Raw genomic sequence first — 16,527 nt, forward strand, 5'->3', positions numbered from 1 at the left:
CGGCGACGGTCGGCTGCCGGCTCGAGAGCCCTTTTGCCGGCTTCCCTACCACCGATTAAAACGTTGCAATTTTTCCTTGACCTCGTGCTCGGCCCGGGCTTAGCCTGCCAAAACCGACCGGCCGCGCCGCGGCCCGCGAGCCTCAAAGGAGAGGGAACCCAATGGCGAGCACGAGTCCCCGTCACGCCCCGCAACGCAATACCCGGTGGATGGGGGTGGCGTCGATCACGGTCGCCCTCCTCGCCTCCACCCTCGCCGTCCAGCCGGCTTCGGCCGCGGAGACCGACTGCGCGACCGTCCCCTGGATGGACGCATCCGCCACACCCGAAGCGCGCGCGGAGGCGCTTCTGAAGGCGAGCACACAGCACCAGAAGTACCGCTGGCTCGTCGAGCAGCCCGCCGTCTCGCCGGAGCGCACGGAGTGGAACCCCGGCTTTCCGGGCGAGGACCCCGTGACCTATCCCGTCCAGGTGTCCTGCACGCCCACCATCGTCTACACCGACGGCCCGGAGGCCGTACGAGCCGCTGGCGTCACGGACTTTCCTGCGCAGATCGCACTGGCCTCGACGTGGGACCTCGATCTGGCGTACGACAAGGGCGTGGTCCAAGCGGAGGAAGCCTTCGCGAAGGGACGCAACGTCATCCTGGCGCCCGGACTCGCAAACGGCCGCACGCCGCTCGCGGGCCGCACCCCGGAGTACTTCGGTGAGGACGCGATCCTGAACGGTCTTTTCGCGGCGTCGCACGCGGAGGGCATCGAGGCTGACGGCAAGGTCATCTCCGACCTGAAGCACTTCACCGCGAACGAGCAGGAGCTCGACCGTCAGACCAGCTCGTCGAACATGGACGAGCGCACGCTGCGCGAGGTCTACGCGCTGCCGTACGACATCGCGGTGGATCGGGGGAGCCCTGAGAGCGTGATGTGCGCGTTCAATCAGGTGAACGGCGTGTACATCTGCGAGAGCCCGCTCATGCAGGATGTGCTGAAGGACGATTACGGCTTCGACGGCTTCATCATGTCGGACTTCGGTTCTGTGCACTCCACCGGCGCTTCATTGATGAACGGACTCGATCAGGAGCTCAACCGCCCCAAGTGGTTCACGCCCGCCCGGCTGGATGCGGCCCTGGCGGCCGGTGAGATCACGCAGGAGCGCATCGACGAAGCGGCGTTCCGCGTCATCCGGTCCTACATCCGCGGTGGCCTCTTCGACAACCCGCTCCCGGCCGAGCCCGCCGAGGAGGCGTCGACGCCGGCGAACGAAGCGGTCGCTCGGCAGATCGCCGAGCAGGGCAGTGTTCTCCTGAAGAACGAGGGCACCCTGCCCCTCACCCCCTCTGAGGGGCAGACGATCGCGCTCTTCGGGCCGACCGCCTCGAGCACGCCGACTGACCTCGGCGGGGTGCCGACGAGCGCCGTCTCGGTGTGCAGCCTCACCCTGCGCTTCCGCCCGGATCAGCCGCCACGCAACACGCTTCCGTGCGAGGACGTCGTCTCCGCCGAGACCGCGCTGACCGAGCGTGCGGCCCAGGCCGGCGCAACGGTGACGTGGAACAACGGTCAGGACGTCGCGGCGGCTGCGGCTCAGGCTGCCGCCGCCGATGTCGCCGTGGTCTTCGGCTATCAGCGGATGGGAGAGTTCAGCGACCTGACCGACCTGAGGCTGCAAGGCAACGGTGATGCGCTGATCTCGGCGATCGAGCAGGCCAACCCGAACACGGTCGTCGTGCTGCAGACCGGCAGTGCCGTGGAGATGCCCTGGCTGGACGGCGTTCAGGCGGTGCTGGAGAACTGGTACGGAGGCGAACAGCAGGGCCCGGCGATCGCGTCGCTGCTGTTCGGCGACGTCGCGCCGGCGGGAAAGCTGCCGATGACCTTCCCGGCGTCGCTCGCGGACACTCCGACCAACACCCCGGAGCAGTACCCCGGCGTGTTCGCCGATGGGTCGACGACGCGCCCGGAAGGGTCGACCGAGATCCGTCAGGTGAACTACACCGAGGGTCTGCAGGTCGGGTACAAATGGTACGAGGCGCAGGGCATCGAGCCGCGGTTCGCGTTCGGCCACGGCCTGTCGTACACGCAGTTCGAGTACTCGCAGCTCAAGGTGAAGGCGACCGCGGACAAAGCGGCGGCATCCGGGACGGCGACCGTCAGCTTCACGGTCGAGAACACCGGTGAGGTCGCCGGTACCGAGATCCCGCAGGTCTACCTGACGTTCCCGGAGGCCGCCGCCGAGCCCGGCAAACGGCTGATCGGGTTCGATCGCATCGAACTCGCTCCCGGAGAGAAGCGCACGGTCGAGATCGTCGTGGACTCGGAAGACAGCAGCCACCCCCTCTCGATCTGGGATGCCGACGCCGACGAGTGGAGGATCGTCGATGGCGAGTACACCGTCTGGGCCGGTTCCTCGTCGGGTGATCTGCCGCTCTCGAAGACGGTCGAGATCGATGCGAACGGCCCCGTCGCGACGACGCCGCCGAGCATCCAGGGAGACGTGGCACTCGGCAAGAAGCTGACCGCCGACCCGGGCGTCTGGAGCGAGGACGGTCTCGCCTTCTCGTACCAGTGGCTGCGCGACGGCGAGCCGATCCAGGGTGCGAAGAAGGCGGCCTACCGGGTGACCCCCGCCGACCAGGGCACGTCGCTCAGCGTCACCGTCACCGCGAAGCCGAAGTCAGGGCCTTCCGGCGCAGCGACCAGCGCGGCAGTCTTCGTGAAGACCTCTGCCGTCATCGTGGCTGTGCCGAACAGGCTCGTGGGAACCACCACGACCGAGTTCACCCTGTCCGTTCGGGTCACCCCCCTCGCGAACGGCGTGACCCCGGAAGGCGATGTCACGGCTGTGGTCGACGGCAAGTCCTTCACCGGCACTCTCGCCGGCGGAAAGGCCACCATCCCGATCGGCACGTTCGAGCGCGGCATCCACCCGATCACGTTGTCGTATGCCGGGAGCGACACCGTCCATCCGGCCTACGGGGTCTCGCTGATCACAGTCAGACGCTGAGGACGCGGAAGACACCCGCGAAGGAGGGGGTGGTGGGCCGCCTGCCCGCCACCCCCTCCTGGTGCGCCGTCGTGAGCCCGATCAGGTGCCGTAGAACTACCATCCCCCTATGACTCGCCTTCCCCCGACTCGCCTTCCCCCGGTGCGCGCGGCCGATCACGACGCACCGCCCACGGTGCACGACGTGGCCCGCGTCGCAGGGGTATCGCTGAGCACCGTGTCGAACGTGCTGAACCATCCGCAGCGGGTGAAGGTCGCGACGCGGCAGCGCGTGGAGTCGGCCGTCGCCGAACTCGGGTTCGTGCGCAACCAGAACGCCCGCGCGCTCGTGGTGGGCGCCACCCACACCATCGGTCTCGTGGTGTTCGATCTTCGCAACTCGCTGTTCGTGGATATCGCGAGCGGCGCCCAGCGGGCGGCGCGGGCGCGGCGGTACAGCCTGCAGCTCGGCAGCAGCGAGAGCGACGTCGAGCAGGAAGCGGAGCACCTCGCGTTCTTCGACAGCTCGCGCGTCTCGGGGGTGCTGCTCGCGCCGATGTACGAGGCCGCGGAGAGCGTCGAGCGGCTCCGCCGCCACGGTCATCCGGTCGTCATCGTCAATCACGAGCCCTCGCGCACCGATGCGTGCTGTGTGCTCGTGGACAACCGCGAGGCGGGCCGCATCGCCACCGGCCATCTCATCAACCGCGGCGCACGTCGGATCGCCGTGGTCGTCGGGCGCCGGGACTACCAGCCGGTCTCCCACCGGCTCGAGGGGGTGGCGCGCGCGGCCGCGGAGGCCGCGGAGGCGGTGGAGGCCGCGGAGGCGGTACAGGTGATGGAGCTCGACATCGAGGGTCTGGAGGTCGGAGCCGGCATCATCGCCGCCGACCGGATCGCCGACCTCGGGTCGGAGGATCGGCCGGATGCGGTGCTCGCAGTCACCGATCTGCTCGCGATGGCGATCATCAACCGGCTCACCGCGCTCGGCATCCGTGTGCCGCAGGACATGCTCGTCATGGGCTGTGACCACAACACCGCGGCGTGGGGCGGCGCCATCCCGCTTTCGTCGGTCTCGCTGAGCGGCGAGACGCTGGGTGAGCACGCGATCGAGCTGCTTGTGGAGGAGATCGAGAAGCCCGGTGACCACGTGCACCGGACCATGACGGTGGCCCCGACCCTGATGGCTCGCGAGAGCACTCTGGGGCGGGCGATTGCCGGGCCCTCAGCGAGCGAGTCCTCCTGATGCGGCCGCGCCGGTGGCCATCAGGGCGATGATCTCCCACGCCGTGTGCGCCGCCGCGAGGCCCGTCACGCCGGCGTGATCGTACGCCGGCGCGACCTCGACGACGTCGGCGCCGACCACGTCGAGCCCGACCAGCCCGCGGATGGCGCCGAAGAGTTCGCGGCTCGTGAGGCCGGCGGGTTCCGGCGTACCGGTGCCGGGGGCGAACGCGGGATCGAGCACGTCGATGTCGACGGAGAGGTAGACGGGACCGGCGCCGACACGGTCGCGGATGCGGGAGACGACGTCGGCGATCGACTGCGCTTGAAAGTCGTCCGCCCGGATGACCTGGAAGCCGAGGACCCCGTCGGCCTCCAGCTCGCCTTTGTCGTAGACGCCGCCTCTCAGCCCGACGTGGACGCAGCGGGTGCGATCCAGCAGCCCCTCCTCTGCGGCGCGCCGGAAGGGTGAGCCGTGCCACAGGCTGGCTCCCATATGGGTGTCCCAGGTGTCGAGGTGCGCGTCGAAGTGGATGACGGCGACAGGCCCGTTCCTCTTCGCGACGGCGCGCAGCAGCGGAAGAGCGATGGTGTGGTCGCCGCCGAGCACGACCAGTCGGGTCCCTCGCTCGTTGTATTCGGAGGCGGCGAACTCGATGGAGGACACCGCCGCCGCGATGTCGTAGGGGGTCACCCCGAGGTCGCCGGCATCCGCCACCTGCTGCACCGCGAACGGATGCACGTCGTGGGTCTGGTGATACGGATGCAGCTGCCTCGAGCACTCGCGGATGTGCGCCGGGCCGAACCGCGCGCCTGGGCGGTAGCTGGTGCCCGCGTCGAACGGAATTCCGAGCACCGCGACGTCTGCGTGCGGCACATCCTCGATCCGAGGAAGAAGGGCGAAGGTCGCGATCCCCGCGTAGCGGGGGTGACCGGGGATGTCGCGCTGGCCCATCGGCCCGTCGCTGTTGCTCATGCGCTGAGGTTAGCGACTCGGGGTGTTCAGAACGGGGCATCGTCGTCGGGTTGGGCGCGGAAGACGGGTACGCGGCGTTCCGGTTGGACGATGTAGCGGCGTCCTGTCGGGGATACCCATTGGATGGCGCCGCCGCTGCCCTCGATCTGGGTGACGCTCCATCCGCCGTGATGTTTCACGATGTGGTGCCCTTTGCAAAGCGGAGCGTGATTGTCGAGCGTGGTCGTGCCTCCGTCCTGCCAGGCGATGGTGTGGTCGATCTCGCATCGAGAGGCGGGGACTGCGCATCCGGGTGCCATGCACCGGTCCGCTCGCCAGCGGACCAGTCTTCGCAACCCGGGCGGTGGCCGATACTGCTCCCGGCCGACGGAGAGGACCATTCCGGTCTCCGGATGGGTCAGGATTCGCATCCACCCCTCGGCGCCCCCGCACAATTCCCTGGCACGGGACAGCGGGATCGGCCCGATACCCTCCACGGTCGGCGGATCTCCGCGCCCGCCGGCTGGGCCGCTCTCGCCGGTCGCGCCGCTTGTGCCCGGAGAGCCGGGTGGTCCGCCCTCGCCGGTTGCTCCGGCCCCGCCGGTTGCGCCGGTTGCGCCGGTTGCGCCAGTCGTGCCGGTTGTGCCCGTTGCGCCAGTTGTGCCGGTTGCGCCACTTGTGCCAGCCAACCCCCGTGTGTCGTTCTCGAGCAGCGAGAGGACGGGGATGGTGACGGCAACGGTGGCGCGGATGCCGCGCGCCTCGGGCGGATGCGCCACGGTCTCCCCCTCGATCAGGAGGTCGGCGAATACGTCGGCGCGCAGCTGGTCCAGGGTGCGGGTCTCCTCGTCCCTGCCGCCGAGAACCTTGGCGATCGTCGTCACCCGACCCATCGCGGCGTGCGCCTCCACCGCAGGGATCAGAGCCGAGAACCAGGCCATCCCGTCCTCTGCCGGTTCCACGATCACCCGGCGCCGTTGCAGAGCCGCCGTGTTCCGTTCTTCCAATGTCGCTGCGCGCACGCTCTCCACCAGCGTCCGCAGCTTCCGGCGAAACGTGCCCACCGGTTGCGACTCTGCCAGCACGATCCCAGGCCCCACGATCCGGTCCCGGAACTCCGGCTCCACTGCATCCAGCGCGTCCACCAGCAGCTGTGCGTGACGCTCGGTCATCCCCGCGACCGCGAACGAATCCAGCACCGCCGCCGGATACCGGTGCACCAACGCCTCTCCAAGAGAGAGGAGCCCGTCGGCGGCATGCTCGGTGATCCGCAACGCCGCCGCGATCTCCAGCCGCACCGAACGCTCCACCACCTCCACCAGACCCCGCCCATGCCGCGCCGCGTCCGCCAGCGCCTCGCGCCGCGCCAGATCGATCCCGATCAGCCGCTGCGCCGCGTGCATCGTGATCATGTCCGCGATCTCCACCACATGATCCAAGGTGTCCGGGGCGTTCAACGCCGCCGCCGCCCGTGCAGCCACTACCGACTCATCTTCCGACGCGCCCCCCAGCTCGGCGTCGTTGCCGGCCGCGTCTGGGGTCATCTCGGGCTCAAAGAACATGCTCGAAGTCTAGAACGTAGGTACGACACTCAGACGAGGGCGGTGGCGTGATGTGGATAACTGAGGCCCGACACGCGAGGGGGAGGAACGAAGCGGGAAAGAAGGAAAGGAACGCTGACGAGCGTCCACGCGTGACCCGAATCGGAGAAGCCCGGAGACGCGCACATATCAATACGCTCCTGCAACATCCGTCCTGTTGAACTGGTCGAACGAAACCGGCGCTTCCCGCCGGCGAAAGGCGGACCCATGTCGCAGAGCTCCCCCGTGAACGGCCACCGGAGCGGCCGGCTCCTGGCCGCGGTCGTCGCCGTCGCGGCCGTCGCCACGCTCACGCTCGGTCCCCGCGCTCTCGTCGCGCCAGCGCGCGTTGCTTTCATGCGATCGATGGATGTCGTTCCCGCCCCGCTGCTGGCCTGGATCTCGACCGCGGACGCCGAACGGCTGCTGAACACGGTGATGTTCGTCCCGCTAGGCGCGACGATCGCACTGTTGCTGCACCGTCGGCTATGGCCTCTCGCGATCCTCGCGGGCTTCGCGATGTCGGCCGCGGTCGAATACGCGCAGGCAACGATTCCGGGCCGGGTCCCCGACTCCGCCGACGTGTTCTGGAACACCGCGGGCGCCGCGATCGGGGTCGTCATCGTGACCAGCATCCGCCTCGTGAACCGCCGGCTTCGCCGCGTCAGGCGCTAAGGGGTGGCAACCCAGCAGCGTGACGGGCATCCGCCTGGTGACCCGCTGGCTTCGCCAGGACAGGGCCCGAGGGATGCCCAGACCGGCATCGTGACCGGCATCCGCCTCGTGACCCGGCGGCTTCGCCGCGTCAGGCGCTGAAGGAGGCCTCGCCCGGCAGCGTCACGCGCACCTGAAGTCCGCCTTCCGCGCGCGGGGAGACATCGAGTGCGCCGTCATGGGTCCGCACGATCGACGCCACGACCGCCAGTCCGAGCCCGGCGCCGTGATGCCCCGTCCGCACGCGCCCCGCACCGCGCACGAAGGGCTCGACGAGGGTCGCCACGACCGAGGGATCGATCACCGGCCCGGTGTTGCTCACGGTGAGCACCGCACCGGAGGGACCCCGGCTCGTCGTGACCGACACCGCGCCGCCGCGCACGTTGTGCACCACCGCGTTCTGCAGGAGATTCGCCGCGAGGCGGTGCAGAAGCGTCGGATGGCCCCACATCGGCGCGGGATCGAGCGCGGCATCGATCCGGATGCCGGAGGCCTCGGCATCCGCCTGCACCTCGGCGATAGCCTCGGCGACGACCGCCGCAAGGTCCACCCGCTCCTTCTCGAGCCCGGCATCGCGACCCGCGCGCGCCAGGGCGAGCAGCGCCTCGGTGGTGGCGATGGCGCGGTCGTTCGTAGCCGCGATCCGCTCGAGGAGCGTGTCGACGTCGCGCCCTTCCCGATCCGCCTGCGCGACCTCGACCATGGTGCGGATGATCGCGTGGGGTGTTCGCAGCTCGTGCGAGGCGTTCGCCGCGAAACGGCGCTCCTCGTCGAGCGTGTGCTGCATCCTGGCGAGCATCGCATCGAACGCATCGGCGAGATCGGTGAGCTCGTCGCGGCGTCCCGGAAGCGAGACCCGGTGATCGAGCGACCCGGCTGCGACCCGGCGGGCCACCTCGGTGATGCGGTCGAGGGGTCGCAGCACGAACCCGGCGAGCACCCATCCACCGACGAGCCCGAAGATCACGAGGAGAACGAGCGCCCACGAGGCGTAGCGGACGAACACTTCGATGAGGTTTGTGCGGTTGGGGGCGAAGCCCCCGCCCACGACCTGCACGTTGCCCTCGGGAACGAATCGCAGCAGCAGGAAGCCGACGACGAACAGGGCCGCGCCGGCGACCACGAGGAAGCCGGCGTAGCTCAGTGCGAGCTTGACCCGCACCGAGAGCCCGGCCGGGCGACCCGCCTCAGACGGAGTCATGGGACTCGGCATCCGCCACCCCGCTCATGCGGTAGCCGACCCCCGCCACCGTCTCGATCACCCACGGTTCGCCGAGGCGCTTGCGCAGCGTCGAGATGGTGATGCGCACGGCGTTGGTGAAGGGGTCCGCGTTCTCGTCCCATGCGCGTTCGAGAAGGTCCTCGGCGCTCACGACGCCGCCGCGCGCCGTGACCAGCACCTCCAGCACGGCGAACTGCTTGCGTGTCAGCGCGACGTAGCGGCCATCCCGGTACACCTCGCGGCGGAACGGATCGAGACGAACGCCGCCGACCTCCTCGATGGGCGGCCGTCCTCGCGCCGGCCGGCGGCCCAGCGCCCGCAGGCGCAGGGTGAGCTCCCGCAGCGCGAAGGGCTTCGTAAGGTAGTCGTCGGCACCGCTCTCGAAGCCGGTCTCCTTGTCGTCGAGCCGATCCGCGGCCGTCAGCATCAGGATGCGAGGGCTCGTCGGCTCGGCCGCGAGCCGACGAGCGACCTCGTCCCCGTTCGGTCCGGGGATGTCACGGTCGAGCACGACGACGTCGTACTCGTTGACCGCGAGCTGCTCCAGGGCGGTGTCCCCGTCCCCCGCGATGTCGGCCGCGATCGCTTCGAGGCGCAGGCCGTCGCGTATGGCTTCGGCGAGGTAGAGCTCGTCCTCGACGATCAGCACGCGCATGCGCTCAGCTTAGGTGGGGGCGCATATCGCGGACGTATCCGATTCCGCTTACGCCCTCGCAACGCGCGCCCGCGTGAGATCGACGCATGTTCTCTGCATCTGTCGTCGGCAGCTCGTCCCCGGCGCGCCCGGTCGTGTTCGTGATGATCGGCGCAGCAGCGGCGGCGGTCGTCGCGGCGGTGATCCTGGCGGCCGTATCCCTCTGGAGCCCCGTTCATGCACTGTCGGCACCCTTCGCTCCGAGCGAGGCGAGCGGTCATATCGAGGATGCCGCATCGCTCGCCGACGCCGAGCTGCCGGCGATCGCCCTGCTCGACCCCGCGCTGCTCTCGGCGATGCGGGATGCCGCGACCGCGGCCGGCGCCGACGGCGTCGCATTCGAGGTGACGAGCGGCTGGCGCAGCCGGGCGTATCAGCAGTGGCTGCTCGACGACGCGATCGTGGAGTACGGGAGCGAGGAGATCGCGCGCCAGTTCGTCGCGACGCCAGATCGGTCCAGACACGTCACGGGCCACGCGATCGACATCGGCGGGCTGGATGCGCAGTCGTGGCTCATCCAGCACGGCGCGCAGTGGGGCATCTGCCAGATCTACGCGAACGAACGATGGCACTTCGAGCTCGGCACCGAGCCGGGCGGGGTGTGCCCCGACCTGCTTCCGGATGCCGGGGGCTGATCGCGGCCCGATACCGAACCCAACCGGGTGTCAGACGGGCGGATACCTGTCGCTGACCACCTGGGCCCGCAGGCCGAAGCGGGCGACGATCAAGGCGGCGCTCTCGGACGCCGCGCTCCGGTCGGTGAGGATCTCGAGGTCGACCGGAGGCTGCTCGACGTCCGCAGTGCCGTGCTCGCGCAACCGGTGGAGCGTCCCGACATCGCTGAGCTTGTGGAACTCCCGGCGGTCGGCGTTCCCGATCCGCCGCTCCTGCTCCTCGTCCGTGACGGTGAGCCGCACGAAGCACACCCGGCCGCCCGCCTCCTCGACGACCTGGCGCACGCGCTCCGCGAAGCCGGCGGTCACCGTCGACTCCGGCGCGAACGTGAACGTCAGCGAGCGGCCGATGCCGGCAGCCTCCGCGAAGACCTTCAGCCAGAACTCCTCGCGGAGCCGCACGAACGGCTCGGTTCCGAAGGGGAACACCGCCGTGAGCGCGTCGACGATGAGGTGGTTGTGGAAGACCGGATACCCGACCAGCCGCTCCAGCTCGCGGGCGGTGGTCAGCTTTCCCGCGGCCGCCGCGCCATGCAGGAGGACGAGTCGCATCCGGTCATTCTGCCCGACCGCAACGGTGTCCGCGGGCGGGTCTAGCGTTGTGCCGTGACCGATCTTGTGGTGATCGCGGGCGCCTCGAGCGAGATCGGGCGGGCGATCGCCGTGTCGTTCGCCGGGCGCGGCATGCACGTGCGTCTGTGGGGACGCGATGTCGCCCGACTGGATGCCGCGGCCTCGGCGTGCATGGACGCCGGTGCGGCATCCGCACAGCCGACCGTCGTCGACGTACGGGACGGCGCAGCGCTGCACGCCGCCGCCGACGGTGTGCTGAAAGAAGGGGGCCGCCTCACCGCCGTCGTCTGGGCGGCCGGCGTGTTCCAGTGGGGAAGGTTCGACACCGTGGACGAGTCGCTGATGAACGACGTGCTGTCCACGACGTTCACCGCCGCTGCCACCACCGCGCGCCTGTTCCTTCCCGCACTCGTCGCTCACGCGCCGAGCACGTTCGTCTTCGTCGGATCCGGTGCCGGACGCCAGGCATACCCCGACAACGCCGCCTATGTCGCCGCGAAGCACGGTCTGCGCGGGCTCGCCGAGGCGCTGCACCTGGACGTGTGCGACGAGGGTGTCACGGTGTCGGTGATCAGCGCGGGGCTCGTCAACGCCGGAGCGGGGAGCCTCGCGCCGGCGGCCCGGACACACGCGTCCGCGCTCCTCCGGCCGGAGGACATCGCCCGGGCAGTCGAGTTCGTCGTGGACTCCCCGGCGAATGTGTGTCCGACCGAGATCGTGCTGCGACCGGCGACGCGCCACGCCTGACGAGCCCGCCGCCCGCGGGCGTCGTGATCGCTGGTCCGGCGGCGGTGCCGTCAGCCGAGGGTGCCGAGCACCACCGGGTAGGCCGGGTCGTCGTTCTCGAACGTGACCCACACCTCGGTACCGAGCGGCAACGGCTCCGAAGCCGGCGCGACTCCGAGCGGAAAGACCGGCAGCGCCCACGACAGCGGTTCGGTGCTGATCGCGGGCACCAGCACCTGCAATCGCCCGGAGCCCGTCGGGTCGAGGTTGCTGATGACAGTCCCACGGTGAATCGTCACGGCGCCAGAGTACCGCGAGACACGAGCGACAGCGTCAGTCGTTCAGCCAGCTGGACTTCGGAGGGGTGAGCCGGCCGAGCTCCGCCCAGAGGTCATCGGGAATCTCCTGCGCGGCCAAGGAGAGGGTCTGATCGATCCGCTCGGGTGACGAAACCCCGACGACGGTGGACGCGATCCGTTCGTCGCGCAGGGAGAACTGCAGCGCGGCAGCGGCCAGCGGCACGCCATGACGCTCGCACGCCGCCTGCATCCGCTCCGCCGCGGCGCGCGCGTCGCCTCGCTCCGCGTACGCGTACTTCGATGTCGACGCCGGACCCCTCGCGAGCAGTCCCCCACCGTACGGCGCCGCGTTGAGGACACCGAGGCCGCGAGCGCTCGCTTCGGCGATCAGCTCCTCTGCCGAGCGGTCGAGAAGGGTGTAGCGATTGTGGGTCAGCACGACATCGAAGACCCCCGTGTCGACCAGCGGCCGCAGCACGCTCAGCGCGCCGCCGGCGACGCCGATCCAGTCGACCCGCCCCTCGGCCTTCAGCTGTCGCAGCGCCTCGACGGGGCCTCCCGGTGCCAGCGACGCCTCGACCCCGATCCGCTCGGGGTCGTGCAGATGCAGAAGGGGAACTCGCTCCACTCCGAGCCGCTCCAGGCTCTCGCGATACGACTCGCGCACCCGGGCGCCGGAGAAGTCCGAAGACCCCGGACGGGGATCGACTTTCGTCGCCAGGACGAAGCCCTCTGGAATCCCGCCCGATTCACGAAGGGCCTCGCCGATCCTCGACTCCGACTCGCCGTGCGCGCCGTAGCCGTTGGAGGTGTCGAGGAAGCGGATGGGGCTGCCCAGCGCTGCGCGCACGGTGGCGACGGCTCGAGCCTCATCGACCTCGTAGCCGTAGAGGCCCGGCATGCTGGCGAGCGGACTGGTACCGACGCACAGGGCGGTGACGCGCAGGCCGGTGCCGCCGAGTTCTCGATCTTGCATGCGTCTCATTATCCCGACTCCTCCGGCTTCCGGCCCGGTCAGGGGTGCGCGGTGTCCCACCAGTCCAGCACGCGGGTGCCGATCAGCGTCAGCCAGCGGGACGGTTCGCCCTCGGGGACGTCGACGTCGAACCACGTGCGCCCGGCGAGCGGCGTCGTCTGCAGCCATGTTCCATCGGGCTGCCGGGCTGCGCGCACGACCTCCACCGCCTCGGCGAGCCGTGGATCGGGTCGCGTGCCGTCGAACAGCGAGGCACCGCGGAAGTGGTCCAGGGCCGAGAGCGCGCTGTAGCGGTGACGGTTCGGATACACGAAGCGCATCACGAAGTCGCCGACGAGCTCACCGGTGCTGGCCCGGTACATCAGGCGCCGGGTCAGCAGGTACTCCTCGCCGCCGTGGCGGGCCTCGCGCACGCCGGTGTCGCCGGTGATCCTCTCGTACGCGAGGAGGCCGCGGACGGCGTTCAGGGTGGAATGGAACGATGACCGCGTCGACTCACCCTCCTCGGCCTCGCAGTTCCAGCCGCCGTCGGCCAGGCGATGCGCGGGAAACCACGAGGCGAGCCGCGAGACATCGGCGCCCAGCCATGCGCCGTTCGCGAGGGTGTAGGAGTTGATGCAGACGTCGACCTCGCCACCCCAGTACGGCAGGTCGTCGTATTCCCAGCGGCTGTTCGCCGCGAGCTTCTCCGCGGTCCCCGCCAGCGCCGCCGCATCGACCCCCCAATCCCGCAGATCGTTCAGCGCCCAGGTGGTGGCGACCCACGGCTGCCCCGGTTCGTCCGCTTCCGCGCTGCCGAAGAACCCGGCCGGGAAGAATGCACCGCCCGCCCACTGGCCATCCGGATCCTGATGGGACAGCAGCCGGGCCCCGAACCCCTCGGTGGCGACGCGGGCCCGCGTGGCTTCCCAGAACTCGGGCGGAGCGCCGGCCAGGTCCCGCTCGACCTGCCAGAGGAGGGCAGGGTCGGAATCGAGCAACCAGTCGAGGACGCGGGCGTCGGTGGCCATGCATGCACGCTACCGACCGGCGCCGACAAGGCGAAGCAGACGTTGTTCTGCACGTCGAATGCGCCCGGGCTCGCTACGCGAGCATCTGGTCGTGCACCGCCGAACTGAGGGTCGTGCCGTTCATCTCGGCGTAGAGCTGGCGCTCCGTGATCGAGAGCGTGACCGTGTTGCGGCGTTCGAGGGCGGCGGCGGCAGCGTCGATGAATCCCGGGTCGAAGCTGTGCAGCGCGATCGCCTGTGCGTCATAAATGGGCTTGCCGGCCCAGAGTGGGATCAACTTGGCCGGATCGCGATGCGTGTAGACGGCGGTGCGGTCGGCGAGCTTGCTGCCGTAGTGGAGGCGCGCGGCATCCGGGGCGCCCACTTCGATCCATGCCGTGACCCTGCCGGTGCGATCGCGCACGAGCACCGCGGGCTCATCCGTCGATGAGATGCCTTCGCTGAACGAGATCCCGTCCTCGAACTCGAGGCAGTAGGCCAGCACCCGCGTCACCATGAAGGCGTCGGTCTCGGAGGACTGGCGCGCGACACGAAGGGTCAGCTCCTCGTACACGCCGCGGTCCACATCGGCCAGCTGCACCGTGAAGGTGTGGATCGTTGCGCCGATGGCCATAGCGCCCGAGCCTACGCCCAGGAGGCGGCCCACCCTGGACGTGGTCCCACGGGGCGTTCCCGCTCGACAGGCAGCCGGCACGGGAGCATATTGGGTGCCGAAAAGCGGATGCACCTGAGCAGCCGCAGCGAGAGGAGGAGATGAACATGTCCATTGACTCGGCAAGGATGTCGACCGAAGCGACCAAGCGCACGATGGACTCGTACCTGGAGGCGCTCCTGAGTGGGAGCGATTTCGCCCAGCACTTCTCGGACGATGTCCGGTGGATCACCATGGAATCGGGCGATCAGATCGTCGGTCGGGAAGCCGTGCGGGACTTCATCGGCTCAATGCACACCACGCTGTTCGATGCGCACCCCGAAGTCAGGAAGCTCGTCATCGGGGAGGGCGTCGTCGCCGGTGAGTTCGATTTCGTCGGTACGAACACCGGCGAATTCGAAGGCGTGGCAGCCACCGGCCAGCAGCTCCGAGTTCCGTATGTCGTGTTCTACGACGTCGCCGAAGAGTTCATCACGGAGCTGCGAGCGTATCTGCCGGCGAAGAAGATCATGGCCGTGTTCCGCGCGCCGTAGGCGGGCAGCGGGAAGGGCCGGCTTTACGCGGTATCCGGGACAGGAATCACCGCGATGCTGGTTCCGGGCGTGAGCAGGAGATAGGCGGGGCGCTCCTCGCCTTCTCCGTCGTTCACCTGCATCCACCCACCGCCGGCCGGGGCGGTGGCCACCTCCGCGATGTGACGTTCGCTCCCCCTAAGACGCTTCGTGAACGTCGCGCGCCTTGAGGGTCCGGAAGGTGGAGACCGGGTGCGTGGCGACCACCACTTTCCCCCGGGCATGGAGGCGTGCGAGGTCGGCATACGCCTCGACGATGTCGGTGAGGGGATAGACGCCCGACGCGAGCAGGGTGAAGGCTCGAACGCGCGCGAGCTCGCTCGCTCGGCGGAGCAGATCGGTGCCGGCCGCGACAGACTCGAGGTCATCGCCGAGCAGTTGCAGCTCGAGGTCCCGGCGGTCCGCACTGGAGCGGTAGCGCTGCATCGGAACACCGAGCTCGATGGCGAGATCGCGGCCGTCTTTGCCGAAGTTGTCGATCATGGCCGTGACCGGCCCACCGGCGACGCGGCGGATCCTCTCCGCGATGCCCTCTCCGTATTGGATCGGCGTGATGCCGATCTGGCGCAGGTAATCGAAGTTGCGAACGCCGCACGTGCCGATGACCCGGGCGCCGCGGTACTTCGCCACCTGCGCCTCGATGCTGCCCACGGCACCGGCGGCGGCCGAGATGACGACGGTGTCGCCCACGCCGATGCGGAGCTGATCGAGCGTGGCCAAGGCGGTGGCGCCGGCGAGGTAGAGGCCTCCCGCGACCTCCCAGCTCACCTCTCGCGGCTTCAGGACTAGCACGCCGTGGTCGACGTTGAGGAACGTCGCGTGCGCGCCGCTGGAGACGTGCCCGATGACGGATGATCCGACCGGGAAGCGGGTGACCTCGTCTCCGCGTGCGATGACCACGCCGGCGAAGTCGCTGCCGGAGCGCCGGGGCCACTCCTCCGTCCACTCCTCCTCGCGACCGTCCCGGATGAAGCCGTCGATGTGGTTCAGCGCCGACGAGATGACTTCGACGGTGACTTCTCGTGACTGCGGCGCCGGCAGGTCCCGCTTTCGCGCCTGCAGCACACCGGCATCTCCGTAGGTGTCGTATTCGAACACGGTCGTCTGGCTGGGCATCTTCATGGCGAGACCTCGCATCGTCGCGATCGGGCGACCCTCGACCAGGATTCGCCGCTGAAGTGTTATTCGGCTTGCGGCGTGGGTTTGGATGCAGCGGCCCAGAGCGCGACCACGTCAGGGGTAGCTGTGCGGCACCTGTGCATCTGCTCAGGTCGGACAGCCGGAGAGGTCCGAAGAGTATGGTCGCTTGTTATCCCGACTCTCGAACTCTCGAGTCGCAGCGGCAGATGCTCGGGCCGGAGCGGTCCGCGAGGAGCAGCCGATGCAGGTGAGCAAGGTCCGATTCGACGGACAGACATTTCTCCTGGATCCAGGTCAGGACGTCGATGAGACCAAGCAAGCCATCGTCGCTGCCGCACGTGACGGGTCCGATTTCGTCGACTTCCGAACCGTCGGCCACGGCACCATCTCCGTGTTGGTCACTCCCAACATGCCGGTCCGCTTCGAGATCATCGAGCGCACCGAGGAGGAGCTGGAGGCCATCGAGGCCGATCCTCCGCCGATCGACCACACCCCATGGCCGGATTACGACTTCTGAGTCAGCGCCCGTGATTCA

At 69.3% G+C, this 16,527-nt stretch carries 18 protein-coding genes; 7 read left to right on the forward strand and 11 right to left on the reverse strand.

Going from position 1 to position 16,527, the window contains the following annotated elements:
* Positions 1-161 precede the first annotated feature (161 nt).
* Together ACPW96_RS03575 and ACPW96_RS03580 are read left to right on the forward strand one after the other, a co-directional pair.
* A complete protein-coding gene (locus ACPW96_RS03575; RefSeq protein ID WP_425882036.1) occupies positions 162-3,002 on the forward strand; it encodes a glycoside hydrolase family 3 C-terminal domain-containing protein in 2,841 nt (946 codons plus the stop codon).
* 109 nt (positions 3,003-3,111) lie between these two features.
* Positions 3,112-4,227 (forward strand): LacI family DNA-binding transcriptional regulator, encoded by a 1,116-nt coding sequence (locus tag ACPW96_RS03580; protein ID WP_425882037.1) that lies wholly within the window; start codon positions 3,112-3,114, stop codon positions 4,225-4,227.
* Here ACPW96_RS03580 and speB read toward each other — a convergent pair.
* Together speB and ACPW96_RS03590 are read right to left on the reverse strand one after the other, a co-directional pair.
* Positions 4,207-5,181 carry an agmatinase gene (gene speB, locus ACPW96_RS03585; RefSeq protein WP_425882038.1) on the reverse strand — a complete coding sequence of 325 codons (975 nt, stop codon included), beginning with the start codon at positions 5,179-5,181 and terminating at the stop codon, positions 4,207-4,209. The two genes, ACPW96_RS03580 and speB, sit on opposite strands and share 21 nt — an antisense overlap.
* Before the next feature lie 26 nt (positions 5,182-5,207).
* Complete coding sequence (locus ACPW96_RS03590) at positions 5,208-6,722, reverse strand: DUF222 domain-containing protein (protein ID WP_425882039.1); 1,515 nt, start codon at positions 6,720-6,722, stop codon at positions 5,208-5,210.
* 246 nt (positions 6,723-6,968) lie between these two features.
* On the opposite strand from ACPW96_RS03590, the gene ACPW96_RS03595 reads away from it, so the two are divergent.
* The gene (locus ACPW96_RS03595) at positions 6,969-7,415 is read left to right on the forward strand and encodes a VanZ family protein (RefSeq protein WP_425882040.1); all 447 of its coding nucleotides are present in this window, start codon (positions 6,969-6,971) and stop codon (positions 7,413-7,415) included.
* A 130-nt stretch (positions 7,416-7,545) separates the two neighbouring features.
* Here the strand turns inward: ACPW96_RS03595 and ACPW96_RS03600 are convergent, their stop codons facing one another.
* Positions 7,546-8,655 (reverse strand): ATP-binding protein, encoded by a 1,110-nt coding sequence (locus ACPW96_RS03600; RefSeq protein WP_425882041.1) that lies wholly within the window; start codon positions 8,653-8,655, stop codon positions 7,546-7,548.
* Positions 8,642-9,331 (reverse strand): response regulator transcription factor, encoded by a 690-nt coding sequence (locus tag ACPW96_RS03605; protein ID WP_425882042.1) that lies wholly within the window; start codon positions 9,329-9,331, stop codon positions 8,642-8,644. The genes ACPW96_RS03600 and ACPW96_RS03605 overlap by 14 nt, the downstream gene beginning before the upstream one ends.
* 86 nt (positions 9,332-9,417) lie before the next feature.
* Between ACPW96_RS03605 and ACPW96_RS03610 the strand changes: the two genes are divergently transcribed.
* A complete protein-coding gene (locus tag ACPW96_RS03610; protein ID WP_425882043.1) occupies positions 9,418-10,005 on the forward strand; it encodes a M15 family metallopeptidase in 588 nt (195 codons plus the stop codon).
* A 30-nt stretch (positions 10,006-10,035) separates the two neighbouring features.
* On the opposite strand, the gene ACPW96_RS03615 is transcribed toward ACPW96_RS03610, so the two are convergent.
* Positions 10,036-10,596, reverse strand: coding sequence for a hypothetical protein (locus tag ACPW96_RS03615; RefSeq protein ID WP_425882044.1), 561 nt, complete (start codon positions 10,594-10,596; stop codon positions 10,036-10,038).
* A 54-nt stretch (positions 10,597-10,650) separates the two neighbouring features.
* Between ACPW96_RS03615 and ACPW96_RS03620 the strand changes: the two genes are divergently transcribed.
* Positions 10,651-11,364, forward strand: coding sequence for an SDR family oxidoreductase (locus ACPW96_RS03620; RefSeq protein WP_425882045.1), 714 nt, complete (start codon positions 10,651-10,653; stop codon positions 11,362-11,364).
* A gap of 50 nt (positions 11,365-11,414) precedes the next feature.
* Here the strand turns inward: ACPW96_RS03620 and ACPW96_RS03625 are convergent, their stop codons facing one another.
* From ACPW96_RS03625 to ACPW96_RS03640, 4 genes are all read right to left on the reverse strand, one after another.
* Positions 11,415-11,642 (reverse strand): phage baseplate assembly protein V, encoded by a 228-nt coding sequence (locus ACPW96_RS03625; protein ID WP_425819040.1) that lies wholly within the window; start codon positions 11,640-11,642, stop codon positions 11,415-11,417.
* Between the two features lie 34 nt (positions 11,643-11,676).
* Positions 11,677-12,618 (reverse strand): aldo/keto reductase, encoded by a 942-nt coding sequence (locus tag ACPW96_RS03630; RefSeq protein ID WP_425882046.1) that lies wholly within the window; start codon positions 12,616-12,618, stop codon positions 11,677-11,679.
* A 38-nt stretch (positions 12,619-12,656) separates the two neighbouring features.
* A complete protein-coding gene (locus ACPW96_RS03635; protein ID WP_425882047.1) occupies positions 12,657-13,628 on the reverse strand; it encodes a hypothetical protein in 972 nt (323 codons plus the stop codon).
* Between the two features lie 73 nt (positions 13,629-13,701).
* Positions 13,702-14,241, reverse strand: coding sequence for a YaeQ family protein (locus tag ACPW96_RS03640; RefSeq protein ID WP_425819034.1), 540 nt, complete (start codon positions 14,239-14,241; stop codon positions 13,702-13,704).
* A 146-nt stretch (positions 14,242-14,387) separates the two neighbouring features.
* Between ACPW96_RS03640 and ACPW96_RS03645 the strand changes: the two genes are divergently transcribed.
* Complete coding sequence (locus ACPW96_RS03645) at positions 14,388-14,813, forward strand: ester cyclase (RefSeq protein WP_425882048.1); 426 nt, start codon at positions 14,388-14,390, stop codon at positions 14,811-14,813.
* Positions 14,814-14,836: 23 nt separating this feature from the next.
* Here the strand turns inward: ACPW96_RS03645 and ACPW96_RS03650 are convergent, their stop codons facing one another.
* Positions 14,837-14,965, reverse strand: coding sequence for a hypothetical protein (locus ACPW96_RS03650; protein ID WP_425819030.1), 129 nt, complete (start codon positions 14,963-14,965; stop codon positions 14,837-14,839).
* A 25-nt stretch (positions 14,966-14,990) separates the two neighbouring features.
* The gene (locus tag ACPW96_RS03655; RefSeq protein WP_425882049.1) at positions 14,991-15,974 is read right to left on the reverse strand and encodes an NADP-dependent oxidoreductase; all 984 of its coding nucleotides are present in this window, start codon (positions 15,972-15,974) and stop codon (positions 14,991-14,993) included.
* Between the two features lie 259 nt (positions 15,975-16,233).
* On the opposite strand from ACPW96_RS03655, the gene ACPW96_RS03660 reads away from it, so the two are divergent.
* Positions 16,234-16,509, forward strand: a complete 276-nt coding sequence (locus tag ACPW96_RS03660) for a hypothetical protein (RefSeq protein ID WP_425819026.1) — start codon at positions 16,234-16,236, stop codon at positions 16,507-16,509.
* Positions 16,510-16,527: the final 18 nt, after the last annotated feature.

It is taken from the genome of Micromonospora sp. DT81.3 (assembly GCF_049847225.1).
GTDB lineage: Bacteria > Actinomycetota > Actinomycetes > Actinomycetales > Microbacteriaceae > Microbacterium.

What these genes read in the sequence shown, in the direction of transcription:
- ACPW96_RS03575 (WP_425882036.1), top strand. Translation starts at nt 162, where the DNA reads ATGGCGAGCACGAGTCCCCGTCACGCCCCGCAACGCAATACCCGGTGG.
- ACPW96_RS03580 (WP_425882037.1), top strand. Translation starts at nt 3,112, where the DNA reads ATGACTCGCCTTCCCCCGACTCGCCTTCCCCCGGTGCGCGCGGCCGAT.
- speB (WP_425882038.1), bottom strand. Translation starts at nt 5,181, where the DNA reads ATGAGCAACAGCGACGGGCCGATGGGCCAGCGCGACATCCCCGGTCAC.
- ACPW96_RS03590 (WP_425882039.1), bottom strand. Translation starts at nt 6,722, where the DNA reads ATGTTCTTTGAGCCCGAGATGACCCCAGACGCGGCCGGCAACGACGCC.
- ACPW96_RS03595 (WP_425882040.1), top strand. Translation starts at nt 6,969, where the DNA reads ATGTCGCAGAGCTCCCCCGTGAACGGCCACCGGAGCGGCCGGCTCCTG.
- ACPW96_RS03600 (WP_425882041.1), bottom strand. Translation starts at nt 8,655, where the DNA reads ATGACTCCGTCTGAGGCGGGTCGCCCGGCCGGGCTCTCGGTGCGGGTC.
- ACPW96_RS03605 (WP_425882042.1), bottom strand. Translation starts at nt 9,331, where the DNA reads ATGCGCGTGCTGATCGTCGAGGACGAGCTCTACCTCGCCGAAGCCATA.
- ACPW96_RS03610 (WP_425882043.1), top strand. Translation starts at nt 9,418, where the DNA reads ATGTTCTCTGCATCTGTCGTCGGCAGCTCGTCCCCGGCGCGCCCGGTC.
- ACPW96_RS03615 (WP_425882044.1), bottom strand. Translation starts at nt 10,596, where the DNA reads ATGCGACTCGTCCTCCTGCATGGCGCGGCGGCCGCGGGAAAGCTGACC.
- ACPW96_RS03630 (WP_425882046.1), bottom strand. Translation starts at nt 12,618, where the DNA reads ATGCAAGATCGAGAACTCGGCGGCACCGGCCTGCGCGTCACCGCCCTG.
- ACPW96_RS03635 (WP_425882047.1), bottom strand. Translation starts at nt 13,628, where the DNA reads ATGGCCACCGACGCCCGCGTCCTCGACTGGTTGCTCGATTCCGACCCT.
- ACPW96_RS03640 (WP_425819034.1), bottom strand. Translation starts at nt 14,241, where the DNA reads ATGGCCATCGGCGCAACGATCCACACCTTCACGGTGCAGCTGGCCGAT.
- ACPW96_RS03645 (WP_425882048.1), top strand. Translation starts at nt 14,388, where the DNA reads ATGTCCATTGACTCGGCAAGGATGTCGACCGAAGCGACCAAGCGCACG.
- ACPW96_RS03655 (WP_425882049.1), bottom strand. Translation starts at nt 15,974, where the DNA reads ATGAAGATGCCCAGCCAGACGACCGTGTTCGAATACGACACCTACGGA.
- ACPW96_RS03660 (WP_425819026.1), top strand. Translation starts at nt 16,234, where the DNA reads ATGCAGGTGAGCAAGGTCCGATTCGACGGACAGACATTTCTCCTGGAT.